Genomic DNA, 23,096 nt, shown 5'->3' on the forward strand with positions numbered 1-23,096 from the left:
TGTGGTTAATAACGCGCTTACGTAGCACTGCTGCGCGAAATTCATACTCGATTGGCGGAAAAACAATCTCTTTTCGTTGACGCATTTTATGATCATCTGCTTCAGTTTCCCCCCTTACAGGAGCTCTTGAAAGACGCTCTGATGGTGGCACGTTTAAAGCAAACACAAACGGCTTATTTTGACAGCCTCACCGGTGGCGAATATGGCGCAGATTACGTTAGTAACCGATTACGGGTTGGTATCGCACATCAGCGCATTGGTCTGGAACCCCAATGGTATATCGGCGCTTACAGAAAATATTTATCTGAATTATTGCCTGTCCTACGAGATTTGCTGAAAGAGGTGCCGGAAAAATTTTTACCTACCTATGATGCGTTGCTCAAGATCGTTTGTTTCGATATGTCCTTAGCGATGGATACGTATATTAGATCGGACCAACAAGAAATTTTTCACCTTAAAAACTATTCCGAGCAGATCATCAGCAATATGCCATCGGGCGTGATGGTGATTGATGGGGGGCGCACGATTCTCACGATGAATCACGCTATAAGAAGTATGTTCGGCCTCGGCGAAAAGCGCACAGAGGACGTGATGGCGATTTCTGCCGTTATTTCAAATCAGTTGGCGCTGGATTTCATTGACCAAGGGCTGTCGAAGCAGGATTATCAGCGTGATCTGGTGATTACTCTTTCTTCGTCCACCGGAGCTGACACCTCTCTTCGCTGCACAATTTCCAGAACATTGCTTGATGAGCAAAATCTCTTGATTTTGATGGTCGAAGATATTACGACGCAGATGCAGGCGCGCGCCGATTTGCTCGAAAGTGAAGAGCGATTTCGTGTGGCGTTCGGGCAGGCTGCAGTAGGATTAGCCCATGTCGGACTCGACGGTCACTGTTCGCGTGTGAATCAAAAGTTTCAAGATATTATCGGATATTCTGAGCAAGAATTACTGAATCTCTCGGTCCTAGATCTTATTCCTGTCAACGAACGGCATAGTACTCATGCGTTGTTGGGGCGTCTACTGGGTGGCGAAATTCAGACTTACGCGAAAGAAAGGCAGTATATCCACAAAGACGGCCATCTTGTCTGGCTTAACGTGTCCGTTGCGCCGATATCGATAGAAAAAGGACCCGGCGGTTTTATTGCAGTGATCGAAGATATTTCTCAGCGCAAACAGTTCGAACAAAAATTACAGCATCTGGCACACCATGATGCGTTGACGGGGTTATCTAACCGTGTTTTGCTCCTAGATCGACTGTCTCAGGCGATGACGTATGCCAACCGCGCAGGCAGGTTTGTCGCCGTGTTGTTTATCGATCTCGATCGGTTTAAGAATATCAACGATAGTCTTGGACATGACGCCGGTGATCAGGTTATCGTCGAAGTAGCTCGGCGCTTATCGCTGAACATCAGAGAGGGAGATACTGTCGCACGTCTGGGCGGAGATGAATTTGTGGTCGTGTTGTCAGATATTGCACGGGAAGATGAAATTGCATTGCTTGCCCAGAAAATTCTTGATGCGCTGTTTTTACCTATGATTATTCAGGGCCAGGAATTATCTCCGATCGGCAGTATCGGGATTAGTGTCTATCCGCAAGACGGCAAAGAGGGCTCTACACTGTTAAAAAATGCCGATGCAGCGATGTACCAAGCCAAAGGATTTGGGCGTAATAATTTTCAATTTTACGCCCAAGAAATGAATGCCCGTACGCTCGACCGTTTAAAGCTCGAGGGCGGATTACGCCATGCTTTGGAGCGCGAAGAGTTCATACTTCTTTACCAACCGCAAATGGATATCTCCTCTGGTGAAATTGTCGGCGTTGAGGCATTGCTTCGCTGGCAGCCGCTAGGAAAGCCGATGGTCATGCCGAACGATTTCATTCCTATTGCGGAAGAAACCGGCTTGATTGTACCGATCGGAGAATGGGTATTGCGTACAGCATGTGCTCAGCATGTCGCCTGGAAAAAATTGGGACTTCCCGAAGTAAGAATGGCTGTGAACCTTTCTGCGCGCCAATTCAGACAGAAAAATCTTGAGCAACTAGTTGCGCGGGTGCTGCGGGAAGCCGGTTGTGGTGCCACCTGTCTCGAACTCGAGATTACCGAAAGCGTGGTGATGGACAATCCGGAAGCCGCAGCACAAACATTGCAAAAACTCAGTGATATGGGCGTACAACTTTCGATCGATGATTTTGGTACCGGTTATTCAAGCCTGAGCTATCTGAAGCGATTCCCAATTCATTCACTGAAGATTGATCGGTCTTTTGTAAAAGACATCACCACGGATGCAAATGATGCAGCTATTGCAAAATCGATCATTGCTCTTGCACACAGCATGAAGTTAAAGGTCGTTGCGGAAGGAGTGGAGACCGACGAGCAATTAATTTTTCTGGGGGAACAGCAGTGTGACCACATTCAAGGATATCACCTTAGCAGGCCTGTCTCACCGGATCAGCTTCAACTTTTGATGAAAAACATGCGTTATCCATCACGGCCACAATGTAGCGGTGGGTAACGCATGAGATTCATTTCATCACAATAGAAAGCTGCACTTGTAGGACTGATAACGAACGAAGCACAACCTATTTCTAATTCCACCGTTGTTACATGGCGCTTCATCGGCACTTATTTTACGGAGAAATAATATGCTAAAAAATATCACCATCAAATGGCGATTGATCTTCGTCATCGGCTTCTTATCCTTGCAATTGATTGTTGGTGTACTGATCGGCATCATCAGTCTAGGTTTTTCTAATGATTCGATCAAAACCATTTATGAAGATCGGCTCATCTGCATGGGCCAACTGGATCAGGTGATACGCCTGATGAATGTGAATCAGTTAGCAATCGCCACGGCCATCACAGGCGATCCAGGCGAAGTGGCTCAGCAGATCGAGAAAGTAGAGGCGAATATCCAAACCTTGAACAAGATATGGGAGGAATATTCGGCAACTTATCTCACTCCAGAGGAAAAAAAACTGGCCGACAAATTTGATGGTGATCGTAAGCAGTTCATTGCTGAGGCACTAAAGCCGGCAATTGCTGCATTACGTAAGCAAGATACTGCCGGCGCTACGGTGATTATGCATGGAGCGATGACGCAACGCTTCTTACCTGTTCGGGAAGGGATCAATGCCCTTATTCAACTCCAACTGGATATTGGTAAGATTGCATATGAGCAATCACAACGCACCTATAACCTCGTTCGCACAAGTTGCATCGCAGGTGTCTTGTTTGGTTTGGTCTTGGCAATCCTAGTCGGTATTTGGTTGATTCGCGCTATTTCCCGCCCGATAGATGCCGCAGTGGAGATCGCAGATGGCATTGCCGCTGGCGATTTGACGCAGCACATTAACGTCTTGTCGAACGACGAAACTGGCCGTCTCATGCAAGCATTGAAAAATATGAACGAAAGTCTCGTCAAAATCGTCGGCGAAGTTCGTACTGGAACGGACACCATAGCCACTGCCTCAAGCCAGATCGCTGCTGGCAATTTGGATTTATCGGCTCGTACCGAAGAACAAGCCAGCTCTCTGGAAGAAACTGCCGCCTCGATGGAAGAATTGACTAGCACGGTGAAGCAAAACTCTGACAATGCAAGGCAAGCGAATCACCTCGCCATGTCCGCCTCCGATGTTGCGGTTAAAGGAGGGGCAGTGGTCTCGCAAGTGGTTGATACGATGGTCTCGATCAATGATTCGTCTAAAAAAATCGTCGACATTATCAGCGTGATTGAGGGCATTGCGTTCCAAACCAATATTCTCGCGTTGAATGCTGCTGTCGAAGCAGCGCGTGCAGGGGAGCAAGGACGCGGTTTCGCGGTGGTGGCTTCCGAAGTGCGCGATTTGGCGCAGCGTAGCGCGGCGGCAGCGAAGGAAATCAAGACTCTCATTGGCGATTCGGTCGATAAAGTGGCGATCGGTAGTAAATTGGTTGGCGAGGCAGGCAGAACGATGGACGAAGTGGTCGCGAGCGTGCGTCACGTGACAGAAATTATGGGCGAGATCACCGCCGCTAGTCAGGAGCAAAGTACCGGCATTGAACAAGTTAATCAGGCGATTGCACAAATGGACGAAGTAACCCAGCAAAATGCTGCCTTGGTGGAAGAGGCTGCGGCCGCAGCAGCAGGTCTGCAAGATCAGGCCAGTAATCTCTCGCACGTGGTCAGTGTATTCCGGCTAGATGACACGCATACCACCGCAGTCATGATGACCGCAACATCCTTGGTTTCAGCGCACGGCCGTTCAAGACCAAAGACAGCACCTGATATCAGCTACACCTTAAAGTTGAAATGAATAGGACGTAGATGGTCACTCCCGATATGGTAGGAGAAATTTGTAATCGCAAAATAAGTTGTTGGGAATCCTTTTGCTCTTTGACAAAGTGTCAAATTAAAATTGACATGAATTTCCTCAAGGCGGGATCATAATAAGCAAGGAATCACGTGGAAGAACCATTGATGTCAGAAGGGTTGGCCTAGAAAGCTGGAGTCGCTAGCACCCGAGCGCGAGCTTGGATTTTTGCTTCGTTTTTACTCAAAATATCATATAGGATTTTTGCATGCCCGAAGAAATTGGCGTAGTGGTCTTTTCTGAGTGGCTAACATTGTACCGATCAGTTGAATCAATAGTCGAATCACCTGAAACGTGTTGATAAGTGCTCTACAAAGCAGCGTCTGAAAAAAACTTTGTGGTATCAACGTGTTCAAGCTCTGCACGTATATCTAATTTTAAAAAACTATAAGAGGAAATCATGAATATCAGAATATATCGCCTAGTTTTCGCATTTGTTATCGCAGCTTTTACATTTCCCTTGCAGGCAGCCGATCAGCATGGTTCAAGTGAAGAAGCCGTCGCATTAGTCAAGAAAGCCATCGATTTCTACAAAAAAAATGGCGCCGAAAAAGCCTACCAGGCGATTAATAACCACGACCCCGCATTTAAGAATAAGGATCTTTATCTTTTTGCTTCTGACGTCAAACTTGGCGCTCCTCTGGCTGCGCACGGGGCAAATCCAAAGATGGTTGGCAAAGATATGTCGCAGCTAAAGGATGTTGACGGTAATTACTTCGCCAAAAAAATGGTTGAATTGGCTCAAAGTAAAGAAGGAAAAGGGTGGGTTGACTACAAATGGCCCAATCCAATTAACGGCCAAATAGAACAGAAAAGCACATACGTTGAACGTATCGATGATATCTATTTTGGATGTGGAATTTATAAGTAGGATGAAATCGGGAATATTTGTAGCCGTTGCGCGAAGTAAAAGTGCCACCTATATTCGTTCCCGACTTCACTTAGGGTCTGGAAATAGCGATCCATTTACCGTACTTGACGCACCGTAAGTCGTCTGCATGACGCTTCTCTTTATAGCGGAATTATTTTAACAACGCAGATGAATTTACTGAGGTCGGCGTACGTTGCCCAAGAGCCAGTAAAGCGGCAACTAAAAGCGTCAAGGCCGAAAATACCAGACCCTGCTTGAGGCCACCTGTGCTGTCGGCAATCCAACCAACGATAGTCGGGCCAACGATCTGGCCTAGTGCAAACACAGTCGTAAACATACTGATAGCAGACGACCAAGCGGTTGGCGGTAAGTTATGCCGCACCAGTGCGGTGGTTGACGTAACGACCGACATAAATACGGCACCGAACAATATACCGGAAACGAAAATCAGCGGAAGTTGTACCCCGAGCACCGGTAGCAGGGTTGCGACAGCTAGTACTCCGTTGAGGATTGCCATCGATTCACCGCCCTTGAACCGATCCAGCATGTGTGCCCACAACTTGCCTGAACCGATAACCGCTAATCCCAGCAGACTGTAAAACAGCGTGATTGTCACATCATGGATTCCTTGCTGTTTGAGCAAAGCAACGACAAAAGTCATGTAGCCGATATAGCCCATGCCAAACATGAAATACGAAAGCAAGCCAAAAGCGAGGCTGCGCGTGCGCACAGCAGCATGTTCTCGATTGTGTGGCGACGGTTCCGGAATACTTCGGGCGGTTATTCCCATTATTGGCGCCGCCAGCAAGCAAATCGTTCCGAATACCCGCCAGGCCCATTGCCAATCATGTGCGCTAGCGTGGGACTGTGCGGCAGCTATTACCAACGGTGTTAGCAGCGCCGACAGCATGATTCCCAGACCGGAACCACCATAATATAGACCAAGCAACAACCCCATTTGCTTGCCGCGCAAAACGCCAAGCTGGGCCGTTAATACACCGCCGGCGATAAACACGAATGCGCTCGCCATGCCGACCAACATACGTAGGAAAAGCATCACGCTGGCATTGGTGACAAACCCTGACAGCAAGGTGAATATACCAATAAAGAGTGCGCCGCCAGTCAACTGGCGCCTTGCACCCCAGCGCGGCATCAGCATCGAGGTTGCCAGCGCACCGAGAAATAGCCAAAGGCATTCGCGGTATTCATGGTGCCGGCCAGCAAATACGACCAACCTAGATCGGTACGCATCGGCAACATCAGCAGGCCGTACGAAAAGCGTGATATGCCCAAGGCGATAGCGGGCCCCAGTGATAATACGATTGCCGTAAAAAACGGATGGTCAAGGGCAAATTTCCGTGAAGTTGGTTGTATCGGATAATTCATCATTGACAGTTGAAAGTTGGTTTAAAGGGCACGCTGAACGCTAAACGATGGCGTGGTTCGATGAAATGTATACGTCTTGACTGTTTTGGTCTTCATTGGTCTCTGATTTGTGGAAGCTGGTTAACATTTGTTTGGGATCAAACCGATTTGATTTGGACTGATATAAGGTATAACTAAAATTGGTATGACTAAAATTCTATTCTGTTGTCGAGAATGAGAATTGCGCGCTATATGTAGCTAATCCAAATGGAGACGATGATGAGTTCGAGCATAGATGAGTTAGAAAAGCGGTTATCCGGATTGAAACTTCTTGCTGGTCAATTACAAGCAGAAACTCGGTTACCAAGTACTTCGCTTGATGATAATACAAATACTGACCCATTAATCACAGCGGCGCGAGAATTGATGGTTCCACTTTTTGCACAACTTACTATTGGAACCTTGTTGGCAGCCGTTCTTGGAGAGATTGATAGTGTTGAAAGTGCACAACGGTCTCTCACACACCACCATTGAACCACGACTTTCTGATCATGTACATGGTGTCAATTCCCGAGATTAGTTTGGCGACACAATGAAAGTCTTTGAATCCGAGGATGAGTCTGGTTGGGCGTTTATGCCAAATGCCAGAAAATTTACTACGAACTGCAGCATCCGGGTATCTGTTTCATTCCAATCACTCAGGAAAACCGCATGAAAGAAACGATGCCACATCCCAATATTGGAACGATTTTAGCGGTGCGCGGTAGCGTGGTGGATATTCGTTTCGACGAGCGCTTACCATCGATCAACACTCTGTTGCGGGTCGGTCAGGATGGGAACATTGCTATTGAGGTCTGGGCGCAGCTCGATGCCCATAGTGTACGCGGTATAGCCTTGACGCCGACGCAGGGTCTTTCACGCGGCATGCCGGTCGTAGACACTGGAGGTCCACTTTTGGCACCAGTAGGCAAAGCAATTCTGTCGCGCATGTTCGACGTGTTTGGTCGTATTATCGACCGAGGAGTGCCGTTATCGGATGTTACTCTGCGCTCTGTGCATAATCTGCCGCCACCCCTTGTGGAACAATCTACCGAATCGGAGATTTTTGAAACCGGTATTAAAGTTATCGATGTGCTGGTGCCGCTGGAACGCGGGGGCAAGGCAGGTCTGTTCGGTGGCGCGGGAGTCGGCAAGACCGTACTCCTCACTGAAATGATCCACAACATGGTTGGATACCACAACGGCGTGAGCATATTTTGCGGCATTGGTGAACGTTGCCGAGAAGGCGAAGAGTTACATAGAGAAATGAAAGAGGCTGGTGTCCTGCCAAATATGGTGATGGTTTTCGGGCAAATGAATGAACCACCGGGTAGTCGATTTCGCGTCGGCGATGTGGCAGTGACCATGGCCGAATATTTTCGTGATGAGGAGCATCGCGATGTCTTGCTATTGGTTGACAACGTGTTTCGCTTTATTCAAGCTGGATCAGAAGTTTCAGGATTGATGGGGCAAATGCCGTCACGCATGGGCTACCAGCCAACGATGAGCACCGAATTGGCCGGTCTGGAGGAGCGGATCGCCAATACTGCGAATGGCGCAATCACGTCTATCCAGGCCGTCTACGTCCCAGCTGACGATTTTACCGATCCGGCTGCTGTGCATATTTTTGGTCATCTGTCGGCATCGATTGTGTTATCACGGGAACGGGCCAGTGAAGGTTTGTTCCCAGCCATCGATCCCTTGCAGTCGAATTCAAAAATGGCGACGCCCGGTATTATCGGAGAGCGACACTACCTACTGGCGCAAAAAATCCGTCAGACGCTGGCGCAATATGCCGAACTCAAAGATATCATAGCCATGTTAGGTCTTGAACAGCTTTCTCAGGACGATAGAAATATCGTGGCGCGCGCAAGGCGACTGGAGCGCTTTTTGACTCAACCCTTTTTCACTACTGAACAATTCAGTAATGTACCTGGCAAGGCCGTCAGTTTGAAGGATGCACTTGACGGTTGTGAACGAATATTAAACGACGAGTTCAAAGACGTCCCTGAAAGCGCACTGTACATGATTGGTTCGATCGACGAAGTGCATACTGAAAAACCAGATGTAAAACCGACACCCAAACCAGAACAGGACAAACAATATGCCGTCGCTCATGCATCTTAAAGTTCTGGTGCCATTCCAAATTTTCGTCGATTGTTCAGATGTTGCTCGCATCGTAGCGCTCGGCACATCTGGTTCGTTCGGAATTTTGCCTCAGCGCCTAGACTGTGTCATGGCATTGGCACCTGGTGTACTGAGCTACGTTACCAAAAACGGAGAAACTATTTACGTAGCGGTTGATCGGGGCGTACTGGTCAAGACGGGTAGTGAGGTAATGGTATCGGTGCGCAACGCAATTGGCGGCGCAGATCTCGGTAATCTACATGAGGCAGTGACGCGCGAGTTTTTAACCATCGACAGCATGGAAAAAGATCGGCGCTTGGTGATGGCAAAGCTCGAGACCGGACTGTTACGGCGCATGGCGGAGTTCCCTCATGGCAATTAACGAGAAGCCGGACACCGAATTCAGCGAGCGGGTGCAGCAGCAAGAGATGCGCAAGCTCGCGGTGCAGAAAAATACCGTGTATGGCATCTGGTTTGGTCTTGGCATGGTGGGACTGATTGGGTGGTCGGTCGTTGTGCCAACCCTAGCTGGTGCCACACTTGGCATGTGGATAGACGACCATTATCCCGGTAGCCACTCTTGGACCCTTGCCTTGCTCGTTGCCGGCCTTTGCCTGGGTTGTGCCAACGCTTGGCATTGGGTCGCTAAAGAAAATGTCGCTATCAGCAAGGCTCGTACTGACGCAATCGGAGAAAAAGATGAATGACATCTTTGCATTTGCAGCGATGACAGTTGTTGGTTTTTGTTTGGGGGCGATGTTTTTTGCAGTGTTGTGGTGGACGACCAACAAAGGATTAACCTCCAATCAGCCTGTGCTTTGGTTTGCCGGTAGTTTCTTTGGGAGGACCATTGTGCTGCTCGTTAGCCTCTACTACCTGTGCAATGCTGATTGGCATCGACTGATCGCCTGTTTGATCGGGTTCACGGTAGCACGCATGATTTTACTGCGGATCTTGCCATCTCAATCGTTGCAGAGAGGCAGACCATGAATCTCAGTTCCGATCAGTTGATCCTGTGGCAGTATGGTTTTTTTCATGTGAACGAAACCATACTCACGACTTGGCTGCTCATGCTAGGTATGACAATTGCCGCGATGTTGGTGACGCGAAAGTTGTCTACAGATGGGTATGTCTCACGGTGGCAGTGTGTTCTAGAAATCATCGTGCTTAGTGTCGCAAAGCAAATTGAAGAAGTTGGTTTGCCAAATCCCCAAAAATATATCGGCTTTTTAGGTACCCTGTTTCTGCTTATTGCGACGGCCAGTATCTGTACCGTACTGCCCGGTTATAACCCGCCTACTGGTTCGCTCTCGACGACGATTGCACTAGCGTTATGTGTCTTCGTCGCTATTCCCGTGTTTGGCATTGAGAGGATCGGTTTGAGTGCGTATTTAAAATCTTATCTAGAGCCAACCGCGATTATGTTGCCATTCAACATAATCAGCGAAGTGTCGCGCACGCTGGCGCTTGCAGTGCGTTTGTTTGGCAATATGATGAGTGGCACCATGATCATCGCGATTTTACTAACGATTACCCCATTTATTTTTCCACTTGCGATGACGCTGCTTGGTCTGTTGACCGGTATGGTACAGGCGTACATTTTCAGCATTCTGGCAACCGTATATATCACTGCGGCCGTGCAGCTACACGAGCCAACTCATTCTACTTAAACTGATAGGAGCAACCATGGACAGCATGACCATTATCGCCATCGTTTCAATTTTCACTGCGGGTTTTACCATTGCAATCGGCGTGATTGGCCCAGCGCTAGGCGAAGGACGGGCAGTTGCGACGGCACTGACATCACTGGCACAGCAACCCGATGCGTCTGCCACCATCACGCGCACGCTGTTCGTCGGTCTTGCCATGATCGAATCGACTGCTATTTATTGCTTTGTTGTGTCGATGATTCTTATCTTTGCCAATCCGTTCTGGAACCATGCGATTAGTTTGGCTCAGGGGAAATAAGTCATGTTAGTTGATTGGTTCACCGTCATTGCACAGATCGCCAATTTTTTGATTCTGGTTTGGTTAATGAAACGTTATCTGTACCAGCCTATATTTACCGCCATTGATGCGCGCGAAAAACGTATTGCTGCTCAACTGTCTGAGGCCAAAAGCAAGGCAAACGACGCAGCAAAGGAGCGTGATCTGTTTCAGCAAAAGAACCAGCAATTCGATCAGGAACGCGATAAGTTGATGAAGAAGACGCAAGACAGCGCTGAGGCAGAAAAGCGAAAACTGATGGACGCAGCACGTCAGGAGGTAGAAGCCATGCGGACCAAAGGCAGCATGGCTGTGTTAAATGAACGTAAAACGCTGGAGCGCGAATTGGCAGTGTCGATTCAGCATGAAGCGTTTGCTATCGCACGTCAGGCATTAGCTAGCCTTGCAAATGTCGATCTCGAAACACAGATCACCACGGCATTTATTGAACATCTGAAGGCGCTTGACACCCGCTCCAAAGCTGCGCTACTTGCCGCCGTCAATGGCGCACCGCAGACAGTACAGGTGAGAAGCGTATTTGACCTTGGCCAAGCAGAACGGCAGGCAATCAGACAAGCATTGAACGTATTGACTGGTACTGAATTAACGATCCAATTTGACGTATCACCTAATGTGGGTTGTGGCATCGAACTCAGTATCAACGGACAGAAACTGGCATGGAGCGTCGCTGGCTATCTTCATTCACTCGATAGCCATGTCAATCACGTGCTCGATTCAGTTGCCAGTGATTCAGCCAAGCCTGAATCGTCCACTAAGTCAAGCGTATGAGCGACTCGTCTCTATTACATGTCGCGCTAAACAGATTGGCTATAGTGAGTCAAGCCAGAGAGCACTTCGTTCCATCGTTTCAGCCGCTCGAAGTGGGTACAATTTTATCCGTATCGACTGGCATCGCGATCGTTACCGGATTACCCGGAGTCGGTTTTGAAGAATTGATTGAGTTTCCTGATGGGCTATTGGGTATCGCCTTTAATATTGATGTCAACGAAATCGGTGTCGTGTTGCTAGGCGATTACAGCAACTTGCAGGCGGGTGATGAAGTGATACGCACTGGTCGAGTGATGGATGTCGGTGTCGGTGATGGCGTGCTGGGGCGCGTGATTGATCCGCTTGGTCGTCCATTGGACGGATTGGGAATCGTCCACACCGCGCAACGGCTGCCGATAGAACGCGAAGCCAAAGCTATTATGGACCGAGCGCCAGTTACGGTGCCTCTGCAAAGCGGCATCAAGGTGATTGATGCATTGGTTCCAATTGGCCGCGGACAGCGCGAATTAATTTTGGGTGACCGCAAAACCGGCAAGACCTCCATAGCGATCGACACTATTATTAACCAGCGCGATCACAATGTACTTTGTATCTATTGTGCGATTGGGCAGCGCGCCTCGGCGGTCGCTAAGGTCGTGGCCGATCTGCGCAACCACGGTGCACTGGACTATACAGTCGTCATGGTCAGCGAAGGCAATAGCGCGCCTGGACTGACCTATATTGCACCGTATGCGGCTACCAGTATCGCCGAACACTTTATGGAGGCCGGACGTGACGTCTTGATTGTGTACGACGATCTTACTCAACATGCGCGTGCCTACCGCGAGTTATCGCTATTGTTGCGCCGACCACCCGGCAGAGAAGCGTTTCCCGGCGATGTGTTTTATATACACTCCCGTCTACTCGAACGTGCCACCCATTTGCATCAGGATTTGGGCGGTGGGTCGCTGACGGCCTTACCTATCATCGAAACGGAAGCCCAGGACATCTCGGCTTATATTCCAACTAATCTGATATCTATCACCGACGGTCAAGTCTACCTGTCACCCAACCTATTTGAACTTGGCATTTTACCCGCAGTCGATGTGGCAAAGTCAGTATCGCGAGTAGGGGGGAAAGCGCAACTTGGGACATATCGTTCTGTCGTCGGAACGTTGAAACTCGATTATTCGCAATTCGAAGAACTGGAAACATTTGCCCGCTTCGGTACGCGATTAGACGAGACATCAAAAAAGACGCTCAACCATGGTTTGCGCATCCGTGCCTATCTCAAGCAGGCAATATTTTCACCGCTGACGATATCGGCACAGATCTGTGTCTTGTTGGCGTTGACCAGTGGTGTCTTTGATCTAATCCCAATTGAAAAAATAGTGGATGCAGAATCTGCGCTTTGCAACGCAACAAGCTTTATTCCAGTTGATATGCAACGGCGCTTTATGACAGAAAGTACGCTCAGCGAAGATGATCGTGCACTCCTCATTCAAATTATTCAGACCGTACTCCATTCTTTTCTGCAGGTAAAAAATTGAGTGATACATCAGCCATCTTGCTCTCAAAAATTGACGGTACCGAGAAACTCAAATCCGTGGTGAGGACGATGAAGGCTATTGCTGCATCTAGCATTGGCTCATATGAAAATGCCGTTTTGGCGTTGATTGATTACGAACGTACGGTAACCCTTGGGTTAGCTGCGGTCCTGCGGCAAAACGTAGTTAAACCGACTCCCCACATTGAGCAAGCTAGTTCAAATGCCGTTGGCACAATCGGCGCCATCGTATTTGGCTCTGATCAAGGGCTAGTCGGACAATTCAATGAAATCATGACGACCTTCGTCATCGATACGTTGGACCAACTGCCAGGCGAAAAGAAAATTTGGGTGGTAGGTGAACGTTTGTTTTCACGTCTAGCAGAAGCTAAGCTTGCTTTGGTCGGTCCTTACCCAGTACCGGGTTCGGTGTCTGCGATTTCGCAACTGGTAGGGCGCATTCAAATCGATGGTGATACGTGTCGTCTCAATAATGAATTTGCGCAAATGTACCTTTTTCATAATCAACCACAAGCCGCTTCGCAATATCAACCCGTATGCCAACAATTGCTGCCATTGGATACGCGGTGGCAGCGCGCTCTTGCCACCACACCTTGGCCGACCAAAGCGTTACCAGAACCTGTAGGAGAGAAAGAAACACTTTTGAGCGATCTGATTCGCGAATATTTGTTTATCTCAGTCTATAAGGCCTGCGCAGAATCGCTGGCTAGCGAGAACGCGAGTCGGCTTGCCGCCATGCAGAGAGCGGAAAAAAGTATTAATGAATTATCAGATCAACTTCATCGAACTTTTTCGCGATTACGACAAAATGCGATCGATGAGGAGTTGTTTGATGTCATCGCCGGGTTTAACGCTTTGACTGGCTTTAAGATATAAGAGCCTGCAATTGACAATTGCGCACGCGCGAAGCGTCATCTGATTAACTAAAAATGAGCACCGCAAAATACGGAGTGCACTCATTTTCAAAGAGCCGCAGAAATAACCGTGACAGGCAAACAGCGGTTGCATGATTAATCTATTGACGCCACATGTCTGCAGAGCACCTGCCACTTGGGCTATATGTTGCATGCGACTACTTTGATACATTGTGTCAATGTTGTGGCGGTAACAGGCGGTAGAATTGGGAACTTAATGCACGTCAGGGATTTGAATTTGAGCAACTTTGGGCATTGCTTACCAGTATGCGTAATGGATGTTATGGAGCGATCAACGTTTATTGATCTCGATCAATTCAAGACCATCAACGATACGCTAGCTCAAGATGTGGGTGATATGTTTTTAAAACAGGTGGCGAACACCTTTTGACGCCGATTCTCAAACAGAGATCGTTGGCCATAACATCGTGATGTGCTAAACCAAACTTATCAGGTGGTCTCTATACAATTCAAATTAGTGGCAGCGGCAACCTGTTTAATGGCACTCAACAGAGTGTAAAAGATCTATGCAGGCAGGGCGACATTGCCATGGTTGATCTCAAAAAATCTAGGAGAAATGCGTTACGTTTCTTTGATCCGCGAATGCATTTATCTCAAACTTAGAAAGTTATTACGGTAATGAATGAAGGCGGCGAAAATCACATATCCAACGAACCTGTCACTCTATTGCAACCGAATGATGTTCCTATAGGAGCGCCACTTGAATGGCCAATTTTCGACACTTGTGGCGTACTCCTGTTTGACCGAGGTGCGACCTTGTCGCAAGCAGAAGACCGCACCTTTTTATTCCAACACTTTCAACCGCAACGTGGTGATTTGGATGCCAATGAAATCCCTTCCTTATCCAATGAAGATCTAGATAATCAACAGGAACCACTCACTGTCAACGACCTAGACCTGACAATCGGTATGTCGCTCGGCATCCGGGCAATGGCTGGTAAGGGAGGGCCGATGCATGCGAGTAAGCTGATCGGACTAGCCCAAAACGATGCGTTATTTATCATGGCTCCGGTGCAGAGGGGGCAGCCGCTATTCTTCGTGCAAGGCGAACAAATCGAGGTGGTCGCTGTCTCGGTTCGCGCGGTATTTTTTTCCTTTGTACAGTCGACACCGTATGCTCAGGCCCCTTCAACTATTTGATACTGTCCGCCCCATTCGCAATCCGTCGGCTTCGTTCGCGTAAATCAGCTCGTGCCCGTGTGAAGCTCGCTGTGAGTTATGCTATTGCTACAACGGCTAGCGAATATGAAGGGATCGGCATCGCACAGGATATTAGTCCCCTAGGAATGTCACTTGCCGCGTCGATAGCATTGGGCACGACAGGTGATCGTTTGCACGTCCGGTTTCGGATCAAGACGGGCGAATTCAACCTCGATATTGACGCGATGGCGTACATCCGTAATGTGCGTAAGGATGAGTCGTTCGATGGGTTGATCGTTCACGGAATCGAATTCGATCAGCTTGAATCAGAGCAGCGGATCGCATTGAAATGCTTCATTTTTGACCAAAGTTAGTGTTGTGCGTCATCTGTGTTGAGTCTGAACGACTTGGATCAAAGCCTGAACGACCTATGCGGTACTAGCATAACGATATGCTAGATGTGCTTTAGCATTTCGCATTGATTGAGCTGTCCATATAAAATTGTGTCCGCAAATTGATGGAAAACTCTTTTAAAAACGGTGTATATCTATGCTATACACCTTAACGTTACAATTAAATGTCGCAACCTAAAGTGTTCGCAATGTATCGATTTGTATCTGATGATCCGCGTTTTGTGGTATTGAAAACTTTTGAAAATAAAGGTTAACACTGATCTTGGTTGCGCCGCTGACAGGCCCGATACCGAGACAGCGTTCGCAAAATGCAAAGACCTGTAATGAATTGATGACGCTATCCAAATCCAACATTGTCCGTATTATTGAACCGAAGGGGCAGCCTACGCTTTCGGCTGGTCAAAAAACGTTTAATCGACTGATTAAGAAAATTGATCAGCAACGCCAGCAACTTGCCGAGTGGCAGGCCATGATTCCGTTGTATCAACAAAAACAATCCACCGAATTTGCTCCGTTATTGCAAAAATTTAATCTCCTGCGCAAGAAGCTGGTCGAGTTATTTGATAAATCCTATGCCGATCCCACATTGAGCAAGACGGACCGAGCTAAGCTGAGCGACATCCTATGTGCAATCGCAGGGAAATTACTTGTTGAAAACGACGATCCAGCATTGAAATCGATTTACAACATGTACAGCGACACCGACTTTGATGCAGAAGCGAAGGAAGTCAACACAGCGATAAGATCCATCATGGAAGATGTGCTGGGAGTCGAACTCGACGAGGTTGATTTAACCTCATCGGAAAGCGTGTTCGAGTATGTCGACGAAAAGCGGAGGCAGCATCAGGCGCATCAAGAAAAGAATCAACAAGAATATGATGATTTGCGCAGCAATCGCAAAAAGTCGTCAAAAGAATTAGCCAGGGAAGCTAGGCAGGAAAAAGAAGCGCATCATGTCAGTCAGTCGATCCGCGCGGTATTTCGGCAATTGGCTAGTGCACTGCACCCTGATCGCGAACAAGACCCAGCAGAACGGGATCGCAAGACCACCTTAATGCAACGTGTCAATGTGGCTTATGACAAGCGAGATTTGCTCAAGCTCTTGGAGTTGCAACTGGAAGTGGAGCAGATTGACCAATCCATGATCAATGCCATTTCCGCCGATCGCTTGAAACACTATAACAAGATATTAACCGAACAATCGGTGGAATTGCAGCAGGAGATCGAAGACATGGAAAGGGACTTCAGGGCAAGCTTTGGTTTTTCGCCCGATGCGTCGTTGTCTCCTGCGCAGGTGATGCACAGTCTCCAAGCTCATATCAAGCACATTCAGCGTGACATTACAATGTTGAAACAGGATCTTGCTGCCCTCCGGGATATCAGTAATCTTAAACGATGGCTCAAGTCTTATCGGATTTCACGGTAGCTGGATGCTGAAGAGGAAATGTTCGCTTATATGGATTTTGATGATTTTTCAAATGACGACAATTGATGGGTCATAAGGTTCTGTCAAAATAAGGTAGAGTAAACATTGGAAAGTGGCAATTCCACGATAGATTAATTTCTGACACCCTATGTCGATTTTATCTTCTTTAATCCAGCGTATTTCATTATTGTGTCTTGATTATCATGCAAAATTTTTCATTTGAAACAGAAACATTTATTGCTGAATTTGACGAGGCAATGGTGGCACATAACGAGTGGAACCAACGTATTTTACGCTGCGCTGTATTGCATGAGTCACCTGGTGACGATATCCTTTCACCAACCGCGCATACACTTTGTCGGTTCGGTCGCTGGTTTGCTTTGCATGCCGCCTATTTTGAATCCATAGATATTCAAACAACTCAACGTGTAACTTTCGTTCATCAAAGAATGCATGAACTAATCTCTGCAATTTGCGAGCATGTAATGACAGGAACGCCTGGTAGTATCGTTGATCTGGAAGATTTTGAAAAATCACAGGCAGAATTTGTTATTTTATTGGCTAATTTAAAAAATATTGTACTTTCAAATGCTCTGCGAAATGATCCGTTGACTGGACTTCCTTTAAGGTACGGAATTGCAAGTGATTTTTCTTTATGCCAGAAAGATGCTGAGCGAAACAATTCATTGTTGTATGTTGCAATGATCGATATCGACAATTTTAAAAAAGTCAACGATACTCATGGACACCCGATAGGGGATATTATTCTGCAATCTACAGCGGCTATCTTGAAACAGGTGCTTCGTAGTAATGACCCATTGTATCGTTTTGGTGGTGAGGAATTTTTATGGTTTTTACGGTGCAAGTCGTCAGAAGAAGCGTCGCAATCAGCAAGCCGAGTCGTCACTACAATCGCAACGACACCAATGACTATTTCTGACAACCAAGTACTATCTGTTACCATCACCACTGGGTTAGCGCTAGTTGGAAAAAAAGAGGATCTCGATAGTGCAATTAAACGTGCAGATATTGCGCTGTATGAAGGTAAAAATAATGGACGCAATCAATTTGTAATCGCGTGAACGATTGTGTCACTCATCGGCTCTATTTAAAACCATTCTGTTACGACCCGCATGCTTGGCTTCATATAAAGAATTATCTGCCACGTTAATGAGATTTTTTTGTGAAGAGCCTAACACAGGTGAAGCAACTGCTACCCCAGCACTCACGGTTACAACACCACCTTCGCCAGCGAGATGCGGCATCTTCAATTTTGATATGGAGTCAACGATTCTTGCCGCCACTTTTCCGGCGGTTTGTGTATCTATAGATGGTAAAATCACGACAAATTCTTCGCCCCCGTACCGAGCCACAATATCAGAAGAGCGTAATGTAGATCCTTTAAGAACTTTTGCGATTGTTCTTAAACACTCATCACCAGCAGGATGTCCGTAGATATCATTGAATTGTTTGAAATGATCGACGTCTAGCATGATGAGCGCCACCATTAAATGATTGTGGATAGCACTATTCCAGATAGTGTCGAGAGCGTTATCAAAGCCACGACGATTGATCACTTCTGTCAGTCCATCATGTACAGCAAGTACTTCTAAATCAAGCTGTGCCTTTTTTTGAATTGTCATATCACGAAGTGTTTCGACCGCAGCGATCAATTTTCCAGAGGTATCAAAAATAGGCCCTGCATCGGCATAGAGATATCGTTCCGTACCCAAGCGAGGCATTACACACCAATTTTCTGCATGCAATTCTTGCCTGGACTCTGTAGGGTCTTCGTGTGCAACGTAAAGTCCATCCATCTCGTTAATTTTATTTTGAACAATGAGATCTGATAAACATGGTCGAGGTGATGCATAGAATCCCCGCCAATGCTCATCGGTACCAATAATTTCCGCCTCCTTAATACCAGTCAGACGTTCACACGCTTTATTCCAGATAATTACTTTACCTTGCATGTTAAGTACGAAGGCAGGAACGACCAAAAACTGCATAAGATTGACGGCAAATTGATAATCATCTTTGGCTATGCTTTTTTTCGAAAGTGAAATCGCGTTTGGTTTGGTCATAGCTCTATTTTTTAAAAAATCTGGAAAGGGTGGTTTTCGAAGAAAATAGATTCAAACGTCATGCGGTACGCGACGGTCTTTAAGATCCGCATAGTAGTACCAAGCGACCCAGAAATTATACTGTAAGCAAGCGGGCTTACGATCATTTCGTAGCGCAATATGCACAGGGGCGATCATCATGCCTATACATTTAATCTGTTCTGGCTAACGAAGTCACCCAACTATGGCAATGTCGTTGTATCCATGGATGCAGCCACGAAAAAGTTTATTATTGGTTAACTCATTTATTCATGCGCGTCGGTCGATGCTTGTACTAACAGATGATGGTGGCAGGAGTAACAACATCACTGTTCACTGAATCAGGCGTAATGCAAGAACTATTTGATAAAGCGACATTAATCTTCTATATTGTGTTTGAGCAAAATAATATTTTATTGATTTGTGATGGTGCCTTTCCTGCTTAAGGCAGCCTTCAATTCATTTCTCATCGCAACCTGAGCGATACTTCACGGATAGGACCGCGAACGACATACGTTTTTCATTTATTACAAAAAATGGTTTTTGGATGTCTCCAACATAACGAGTGAGTTATTGTCATGCCGCCACCATCTAGACCAACTTATTCATCAACGTTTGCTGATTTTCATATTGATATTGTGGCAATGTTTGATCGTAAGCTAAGACATACGTACGTCAATTCTTCAATTGAACAATATACAGGTCTAAAGCCGGGAGATTTTGTTGGTAAGACCAACTGTGAGTTGGGCATGCCGCCAGAATTGGTGCGGCAGTGGGATGCGGCACTTAAAGACGTGTTTTGTACGGGCGAGTCACGGGATATTACATTCACTTTTCCTGGCGTTGATGGAAATAGAGATTTTCATTCGCATTTGATTGCTGAAAAAGAGTCGTCCGGTGAAGTGTCTTCTGTTATTTCTTTTGCGCGGGACGTCACGCAGTCTGAGCTTTCTTTTTCTTCTGCAGTTAGTAAGTACGAGACTGAACTGATCCAGGCCATTCTTGATTCTGTTGATGATGCTGTGATTGGTAAAACACTTGATGGAATTATAACGAGCTGGAACGGTGCGGCCGAGGTAATGTTTGGGTATCGAGCTGAGGAAGTGCTGGGCAGGTCGATTCTGCGCTTATTTCCACCCGACCGTCTGGATGAAGAGAAATTTATTCTCGAAAAGTTACAGTATGGGGAGAAGATCGACCACTTTGATACTGTGCGTGTGCATAAGTCGGGACGTCTAATTCATGTCACCGTTACTACGACGCCAATTCGCGATACGAATGGAAAGATCATCGGCGCTTGCAAAATAGTGAAGGATGTGACGCCCTTAATCGTGGAGCATCAACGGTTGGAAATGGCATTGGCAGCGAGCAATAACGCCATGTGGGACTGGGATTTGATTACAAATAAACTGTATCGGTCTGATCAGACCCTTAAAATCACAGGTGGTTTGCCGGATGAGGCGGCATACGATTTTCATTTTTTTAAGAGTACGATTCATCCTGATGATGTTGAATCGGTGCTGAAAAAAATTGATCTATTTTTAGCGAGTGATCAGGTAAGAGTAGAGCTTGATTACCGCCTAGCAGTCAAGCCGGGAGAGTCTGAAGTTTGGGTTACTACGCAAGCAAAGATTGTCGAACGAGATGGTCAAGGTAGACCAGCGCGCTTAGTTGGGACAATCTCTGACTCTACGGAGAGCCGTCGAATACACGCTGAACTCGTGGATCGGGAAAAGCGTTTGTCACGAGTGATTGAAGGTTCTGAACAGGGCTACTGGGACTGGAATATCCAGACAAACTCCCTGAATGTTAACGCCCGTTGGGCGCAAATGCTTGGTTATACGCTCGATGAGATTGACTTATCTGAAGGCGGATACGAAAAATATGTGCACCCTAGTGATCTTGTTAATGTGATGGCGATCGTGTTGAGACATTTGCAAGGTAAGTTGTCTCATCTTGAACAAGAAATTCGTTGTCTAACGAAGTCCGGTGAATGGCGATGGGTATTATCTCGCGGCAGAGTTGTTGAGTGGGATGAATATGGAAACCCACTGATGGTGTCCGGTACGCACACCGATGTCCATAACAGAAAACAACTTGAAATGGCGCAACGTGAGGCTGTTACTGTCTTTGAAAACAGCTATGACGCCATTATTGTTCTTAGCCCGAAAGGTTTGATAGCGCGAATTAATCCCTCCTTTACCCGTATTACTGGCTATTCCGAGCAGGAGGTGATTGGGAAGTCGTACAGGGTGCTCTTCTCCGAATCCCAAAATTATCGGCTTTACGAAGAATTAAAAAGTTCTTTGGCAAACAACAAATACTGGACCGGCGAGATCTGGGGCAAAAAAAAAGACAGACAAGCTTATCCTGTTCTACTTTCCATTTCTTCTGTTATTGATGAGAAAAGTAATATTGAACACTATATCGGCATTTTTTCTGATATTAGTCGTATCAAAGAACATGAAGCGGAGCTTGATCGGGTCGCGCACTATGATTCGCTAACGGGAACGCCGAATCGCAGATTGTTATCCGATCGTCTCCAACAATCCATCCTCAGAGCTGACCGCCATAATAAAACACTGGCAGTTTGTTATATCGATTTAGATGGATTTAAGTTCGTCAACGATAACTATGGTCATCAAGCTGGGGACGAGTTACTGATTGGGATCGTCAATAATCTTAAAAATATCCTAAGGGCAGAAGACACGCTTTCTCGCTTGGGTGGGGATGAATTTATCCTGCTTATCAATGATTGCGGATCGCCGGCTGATTGTTCCATCATCCTTGAGCGAATATTAGAAACCATCAAAGTACCGATTACGGTTGATGATGCCGTGATTAATGTCTCTGGAAGTATTGGTGTTAGCTTGTATCCTCACGACCACTCTGATGCCGACTCACTACTTCGACATGCAGATCAGGCGATGTATCGTGCAAAAGAAAGTGGGCGCAACCGTTTTCATTTGTTTGATCCTGATAGTGACCAAAAAGCCCAGCAACAAAGAGAAATAATCAGTCGCATGATGGGTGCACTGGATCGGCAAGAATTTGAACTTTATTTTCAGCCGAAAGTGGATCTGACGACCGGTGAAGTCGTGGGATTGGAGGCGTTGATACGATGGCAGCATCCTGATCTTGGATTACTCACACCCGCCTCATTTTTGCCACAGATGGAGGGGAGTATTGCCGAGTATCCTATTGGGAAATGGGTTATTTCTGATGCCCTTGAGAAGGCCGCGCAATGGATATCTAAAGGCTTTCCATTGAAGGTCAGCGTCAATGTTGGTGCTAACCAATTGATGCATCCTGACTTTTTGGATGATTTGCACGAAGCGCTTGTTATGCATCCCAAAGTGCCCCCAGAATTTTTAGAGTTAGAGGTCTTGGAGAGTGTTTCTATCAGCGATATGCCACGGACTGTCCATGTTCTTGGAGAGTGCCACAGAATAGGGGTGAAACTCGCCTTAGACGACTTTGGTACTGGCTATTCGTCGCTCACCTATTTACGAAAATTGCCAGTTGATACGCTCAAAATCGATCAGAGCTTTGTTAGAGATATGCTGACAGATCATGAGGACTACGGCATCGTTAATGCGGTCATTAGTCTAGCGACAGCATTTAATCGGCAGGTGATTGCCGAAGGTGTGGAAACCTTGGCGCATGGTGCAGCGTTGTTGCAAATGGGGTGCCAGCGCGTACAGGGTTACGGAATTGCTAGACCAATGCCAGCTGATAAAATCTTAGACTGGGCCGATAGCTGGACCAAAGAGAAGCGCTGGGAGGCACTTTCTTGAATTGATGTCCCTCAATGTATATGCCGGTTTGCGTATAGATTAAGCAGCTAATGCCATTGCAGCCAAAGTGAGGATGATTGTTTCAACGTATTGTGATTTCATTTTCTAGTTTTATCCTGTGAAAAAAATTGCATAGCGGGATTTAGGGTAGTTCACCCGTAACAATGATCATCATGAAATAAATCGGTTGATAGGTAAAATAAAAT

General features: G+C 46.8%; 20 protein-coding genes and 1 pseudogene. 19 read left to right on the plus strand and 2 right to left on the minus strand.

Annotated features, from left to right (window positions below; translation table 11 throughout):
* The first annotated feature begins 30 nt into the window (after positions 1-30).
* The 3 genes from ACO0KV_RS03555 to ACO0KV_RS03565 all read left to right on the plus strand — a co-directional run bounded on the left by ACO0KV_RS03555 (position 31) and on the right by ACO0KV_RS03565 (position 5,225).
* Complete coding sequence (locus tag ACO0KV_RS03555) at positions 31-2,517, plus strand: EAL domain-containing protein (RefSeq protein ID WP_423040096.1); 2,487 nt, start codon at positions 31-33, stop codon at positions 2,515-2,517.
* 130 nt (positions 2,518-2,647) lie between these two features.
* Positions 2,648-4,297 carry a methyl-accepting chemotaxis protein gene (locus ACO0KV_RS03560; protein ID WP_423039948.1) on the plus strand — a complete coding sequence of 550 codons (1,650 nt, stop codon included), beginning with the start codon at positions 2,648-2,650 and terminating at the stop codon, positions 4,295-4,297.
* 457 nt (positions 4,298-4,754) lie between these two features.
* The gene (locus ACO0KV_RS03565; protein ID WP_423039950.1) at positions 4,755-5,225 is read left to right on the plus strand and encodes a cache domain-containing protein; all 471 of its coding nucleotides are present in this window, start codon (positions 4,755-4,757) and stop codon (positions 5,223-5,225) included.
* A gap of 151 nt (positions 5,226-5,376) precedes the next feature.
* Here ACO0KV_RS03565 and ACO0KV_RS03570 read toward each other — a convergent pair.
* Positions 5,377-6,614 (minus strand): annotated as a pseudogene (locus ACO0KV_RS03570) (YbfB/YjiJ family MFS transporter).
* A gap of 255 nt (positions 6,615-6,869) precedes the next feature.
* On the opposite strand from ACO0KV_RS03570, the gene ACO0KV_RS03575 reads away from it, so the two are divergent.
* The 15 genes from ACO0KV_RS03575 (at position 6,870) to ACO0KV_RS03645 (ending at position 18,073) form a co-directional block, all read left to right on the plus strand.
* Positions 6,870-7,124, plus strand: a complete 255-nt coding sequence (locus ACO0KV_RS03575; RefSeq protein WP_423039952.1) for a hypothetical protein — start codon at positions 6,870-6,872, stop codon at positions 7,122-7,124.
* 177 nt (positions 7,125-7,301) lie between these two features.
* A complete protein-coding gene (gene atpD, locus ACO0KV_RS03580; RefSeq protein WP_423039954.1) occupies positions 7,302-8,756 on the plus strand; it encodes a F0F1 ATP synthase subunit beta in 1,455 nt (484 codons plus the stop codon).
* Positions 8,746-9,138, plus strand: coding sequence for a F0F1 ATP synthase subunit epsilon (locus ACO0KV_RS03585; protein ID WP_423039956.1), 393 nt, complete (start codon positions 8,746-8,748; stop codon positions 9,136-9,138). Before atpD ends, ACO0KV_RS03585 begins: the two co-directional genes overlap by 11 nt.
* Positions 9,128-9,463: an AtpZ/AtpI family protein gene (locus ACO0KV_RS03590; protein WP_423039958.1), complete on the plus strand. Its 336-nt coding sequence runs from the start codon at positions 9,128-9,130 to the stop codon at positions 9,461-9,463. The genes ACO0KV_RS03585 and ACO0KV_RS03590 overlap by 11 nt, the downstream gene beginning before the upstream one ends.
* Positions 9,456-9,746, plus strand: a complete 291-nt coding sequence (locus ACO0KV_RS03595) for an ATP synthase subunit I (RefSeq protein WP_423039960.1) — start codon at positions 9,456-9,458, stop codon at positions 9,744-9,746. The genes ACO0KV_RS03590 and ACO0KV_RS03595 overlap by 8 nt, the downstream gene beginning before the upstream one ends.
* On the plus strand, positions 9,743-10,426 hold the full coding sequence (locus ACO0KV_RS03600; protein WP_423039962.1) for a F0F1 ATP synthase subunit A: 684 nt from the start codon (positions 9,743-9,745) through the stop codon (positions 10,424-10,426). The genes ACO0KV_RS03595 and ACO0KV_RS03600 overlap by 4 nt, the downstream gene beginning before the upstream one ends.
* Before the next feature lie 16 nt (positions 10,427-10,442).
* Positions 10,443-10,724, plus strand: a complete 282-nt coding sequence (locus tag ACO0KV_RS03605) for a F0F1 ATP synthase subunit C (protein ID WP_423039964.1) — start codon at positions 10,443-10,445, stop codon at positions 10,722-10,724.
* A 3-nt stretch (positions 10,725-10,727) separates the two neighbouring features.
* Positions 10,728-11,531: a F0F1 ATP synthase subunit B gene (locus tag ACO0KV_RS03610; RefSeq protein ID WP_423039966.1), complete on the plus strand. Its 804-nt coding sequence runs from the start codon at positions 10,728-10,730 to the stop codon at positions 11,529-11,531.
* Positions 11,532-11,575: 44 nt separating this feature from the next.
* Entirely contained in the window at positions 11,576-13,060 is a 1,485-nt protein-coding gene (locus tag ACO0KV_RS03615) for an alternate F1F0 ATPase, F1 subunit alpha (RefSeq protein WP_423039968.1), read from the plus strand.
* Positions 13,057-13,953 (plus strand): F0F1 ATP synthase subunit gamma, encoded by an 897-nt coding sequence (locus ACO0KV_RS03620; RefSeq protein WP_423039970.1) that lies wholly within the window; start codon positions 13,057-13,059, stop codon positions 13,951-13,953. The genes ACO0KV_RS03615 and ACO0KV_RS03620 overlap by 4 nt, the downstream gene beginning before the upstream one ends.
* Before the next feature lie 321 nt (positions 13,954-14,274).
* A complete protein-coding gene (locus ACO0KV_RS03625) occupies positions 14,275-14,382 on the plus strand; it encodes a diguanylate cyclase domain-containing protein (protein WP_423039972.1) in 108 nt (35 codons plus the stop codon).
* Between the two features lie 248 nt (positions 14,383-14,630).
* Positions 14,631-15,152 (plus strand): flagellar brake protein, encoded by a 522-nt coding sequence (locus ACO0KV_RS03630; protein WP_423039974.1) that lies wholly within the window; start codon positions 14,631-14,633, stop codon positions 15,150-15,152.
* Positions 15,149-15,526 (plus strand): PilZ domain-containing protein, encoded by a 378-nt coding sequence (locus ACO0KV_RS03635; RefSeq protein WP_423039976.1) that lies wholly within the window; start codon positions 15,149-15,151, stop codon positions 15,524-15,526. The genes ACO0KV_RS03630 and ACO0KV_RS03635 overlap by 4 nt, the downstream gene beginning before the upstream one ends.
* 301 nt (positions 15,527-15,827) lie before the next feature.
* Complete coding sequence (locus ACO0KV_RS03640) at positions 15,828-16,991, plus strand: molecular chaperone DnaJ (protein WP_423039978.1); 1,164 nt, start codon at positions 15,828-15,830, stop codon at positions 16,989-16,991.
* Between the two features lie 203 nt (positions 16,992-17,194).
* Entirely contained in the window at positions 17,195-18,073 is an 879-nt protein-coding gene (locus ACO0KV_RS03645) for a diguanylate cyclase domain-containing protein (protein WP_423039980.1), read from the plus strand.
* Between the two features lie 9 nt (positions 18,074-18,082).
* On the opposite strand, the gene ACO0KV_RS03650 is transcribed toward ACO0KV_RS03645, so the two are convergent.
* Positions 18,083-19,075 carry a diguanylate cyclase gene (locus ACO0KV_RS03650; protein ID WP_423039982.1) on the minus strand — a complete coding sequence of 331 codons (993 nt, stop codon included), beginning with the start codon at positions 19,073-19,075 and terminating at the stop codon, positions 18,083-18,085.
* Positions 19,076-19,671: 596 nt separating this feature from the next.
* Between ACO0KV_RS03650 and ACO0KV_RS03655 the strand changes: the two genes are divergently transcribed.
* Complete coding sequence (locus ACO0KV_RS03655; RefSeq protein ID WP_423039984.1) at positions 19,672-22,890, plus strand: PAS domain S-box protein; 3,219 nt, start codon at positions 19,672-19,674, stop codon at positions 22,888-22,890.
* The last annotated feature ends 206 nt before the right edge of the window (positions 22,891-23,096 follow it).

Origin of the sequence: Undibacterium sp. RuRC25W (assembly GCF_049339825.1) — a bacterium.
Lineage (GTDB): Bacteria > Pseudomonadota > Gammaproteobacteria > Burkholderiales > Burkholderiaceae_D > Undibacterium.

What these genes read in the sequence shown, in the direction of transcription:
- ACO0KV_RS03575 (WP_423039952.1), top strand. Translation starts at nt 6,870, where the DNA reads ATGAGTTCGAGCATAGATGAGTTAGAAAAGCGGTTATCCGGATTGAAA.
- ACO0KV_RS03565 (WP_423039950.1), top strand. Translation starts at nt 4,755, where the DNA reads ATGAATATCAGAATATATCGCCTAGTTTTCGCATTTGTTATCGCAGCT.
- ACO0KV_RS03630 (WP_423039974.1), top strand. Translation starts at nt 14,631, where the DNA reads ATGAATGAAGGCGGCGAAAATCACATATCCAACGAACCTGTCACTCTA.
- ACO0KV_RS03650 (WP_423039982.1), bottom strand. Translation starts at nt 19,075, where the DNA reads ATGACCAAACCAAACGCGATTTCACTTTCGAAAAAAAGCATAGCCAAA.
- ACO0KV_RS03600 (WP_423039962.1), top strand. Translation starts at nt 9,743, where the DNA reads ATGAATCTCAGTTCCGATCAGTTGATCCTGTGGCAGTATGGTTTTTTT.
- ACO0KV_RS03625 (WP_423039972.1), top strand. Translation starts at nt 14,275, where the DNA reads ATGGAGCGATCAACGTTTATTGATCTCGATCAATTCAAGACCATCAAC.
- ACO0KV_RS03655 (WP_423039984.1), top strand. Translation starts at nt 19,672, where the DNA reads ATGCCGCCACCATCTAGACCAACTTATTCATCAACGTTTGCTGATTTT.
- ACO0KV_RS03595 (WP_423039960.1), top strand. Translation starts at nt 9,456, where the DNA reads ATGAATGACATCTTTGCATTTGCAGCGATGACAGTTGTTGGTTTTTGT.
- ACO0KV_RS03605 (WP_423039964.1), top strand. Translation starts at nt 10,443, where the DNA reads ATGGACAGCATGACCATTATCGCCATCGTTTCAATTTTCACTGCGGGT.
- ACO0KV_RS03610 (WP_423039966.1), top strand. Translation starts at nt 10,728, where the DNA reads ATGTTAGTTGATTGGTTCACCGTCATTGCACAGATCGCCAATTTTTTG.
- ACO0KV_RS03560 (WP_423039948.1), top strand. Translation starts at nt 2,648, where the DNA reads ATGCTAAAAAATATCACCATCAAATGGCGATTGATCTTCGTCATCGGC.
- ACO0KV_RS03585 (WP_423039956.1), top strand. Translation starts at nt 8,746, where the DNA reads ATGCATCTTAAAGTTCTGGTGCCATTCCAAATTTTCGTCGATTGTTCA.
- ACO0KV_RS03590 (WP_423039958.1), top strand. Translation starts at nt 9,128, where the DNA reads ATGGCAATTAACGAGAAGCCGGACACCGAATTCAGCGAGCGGGTGCAG.
- ACO0KV_RS03645 (WP_423039980.1), top strand. Translation starts at nt 17,195, where the DNA reads ATGCAAAATTTTTCATTTGAAACAGAAACATTTATTGCTGAATTTGAC.
- atpD (WP_423039954.1), top strand. Translation starts at nt 7,302, where the DNA reads ATGAAAGAAACGATGCCACATCCCAATATTGGAACGATTTTAGCGGTG.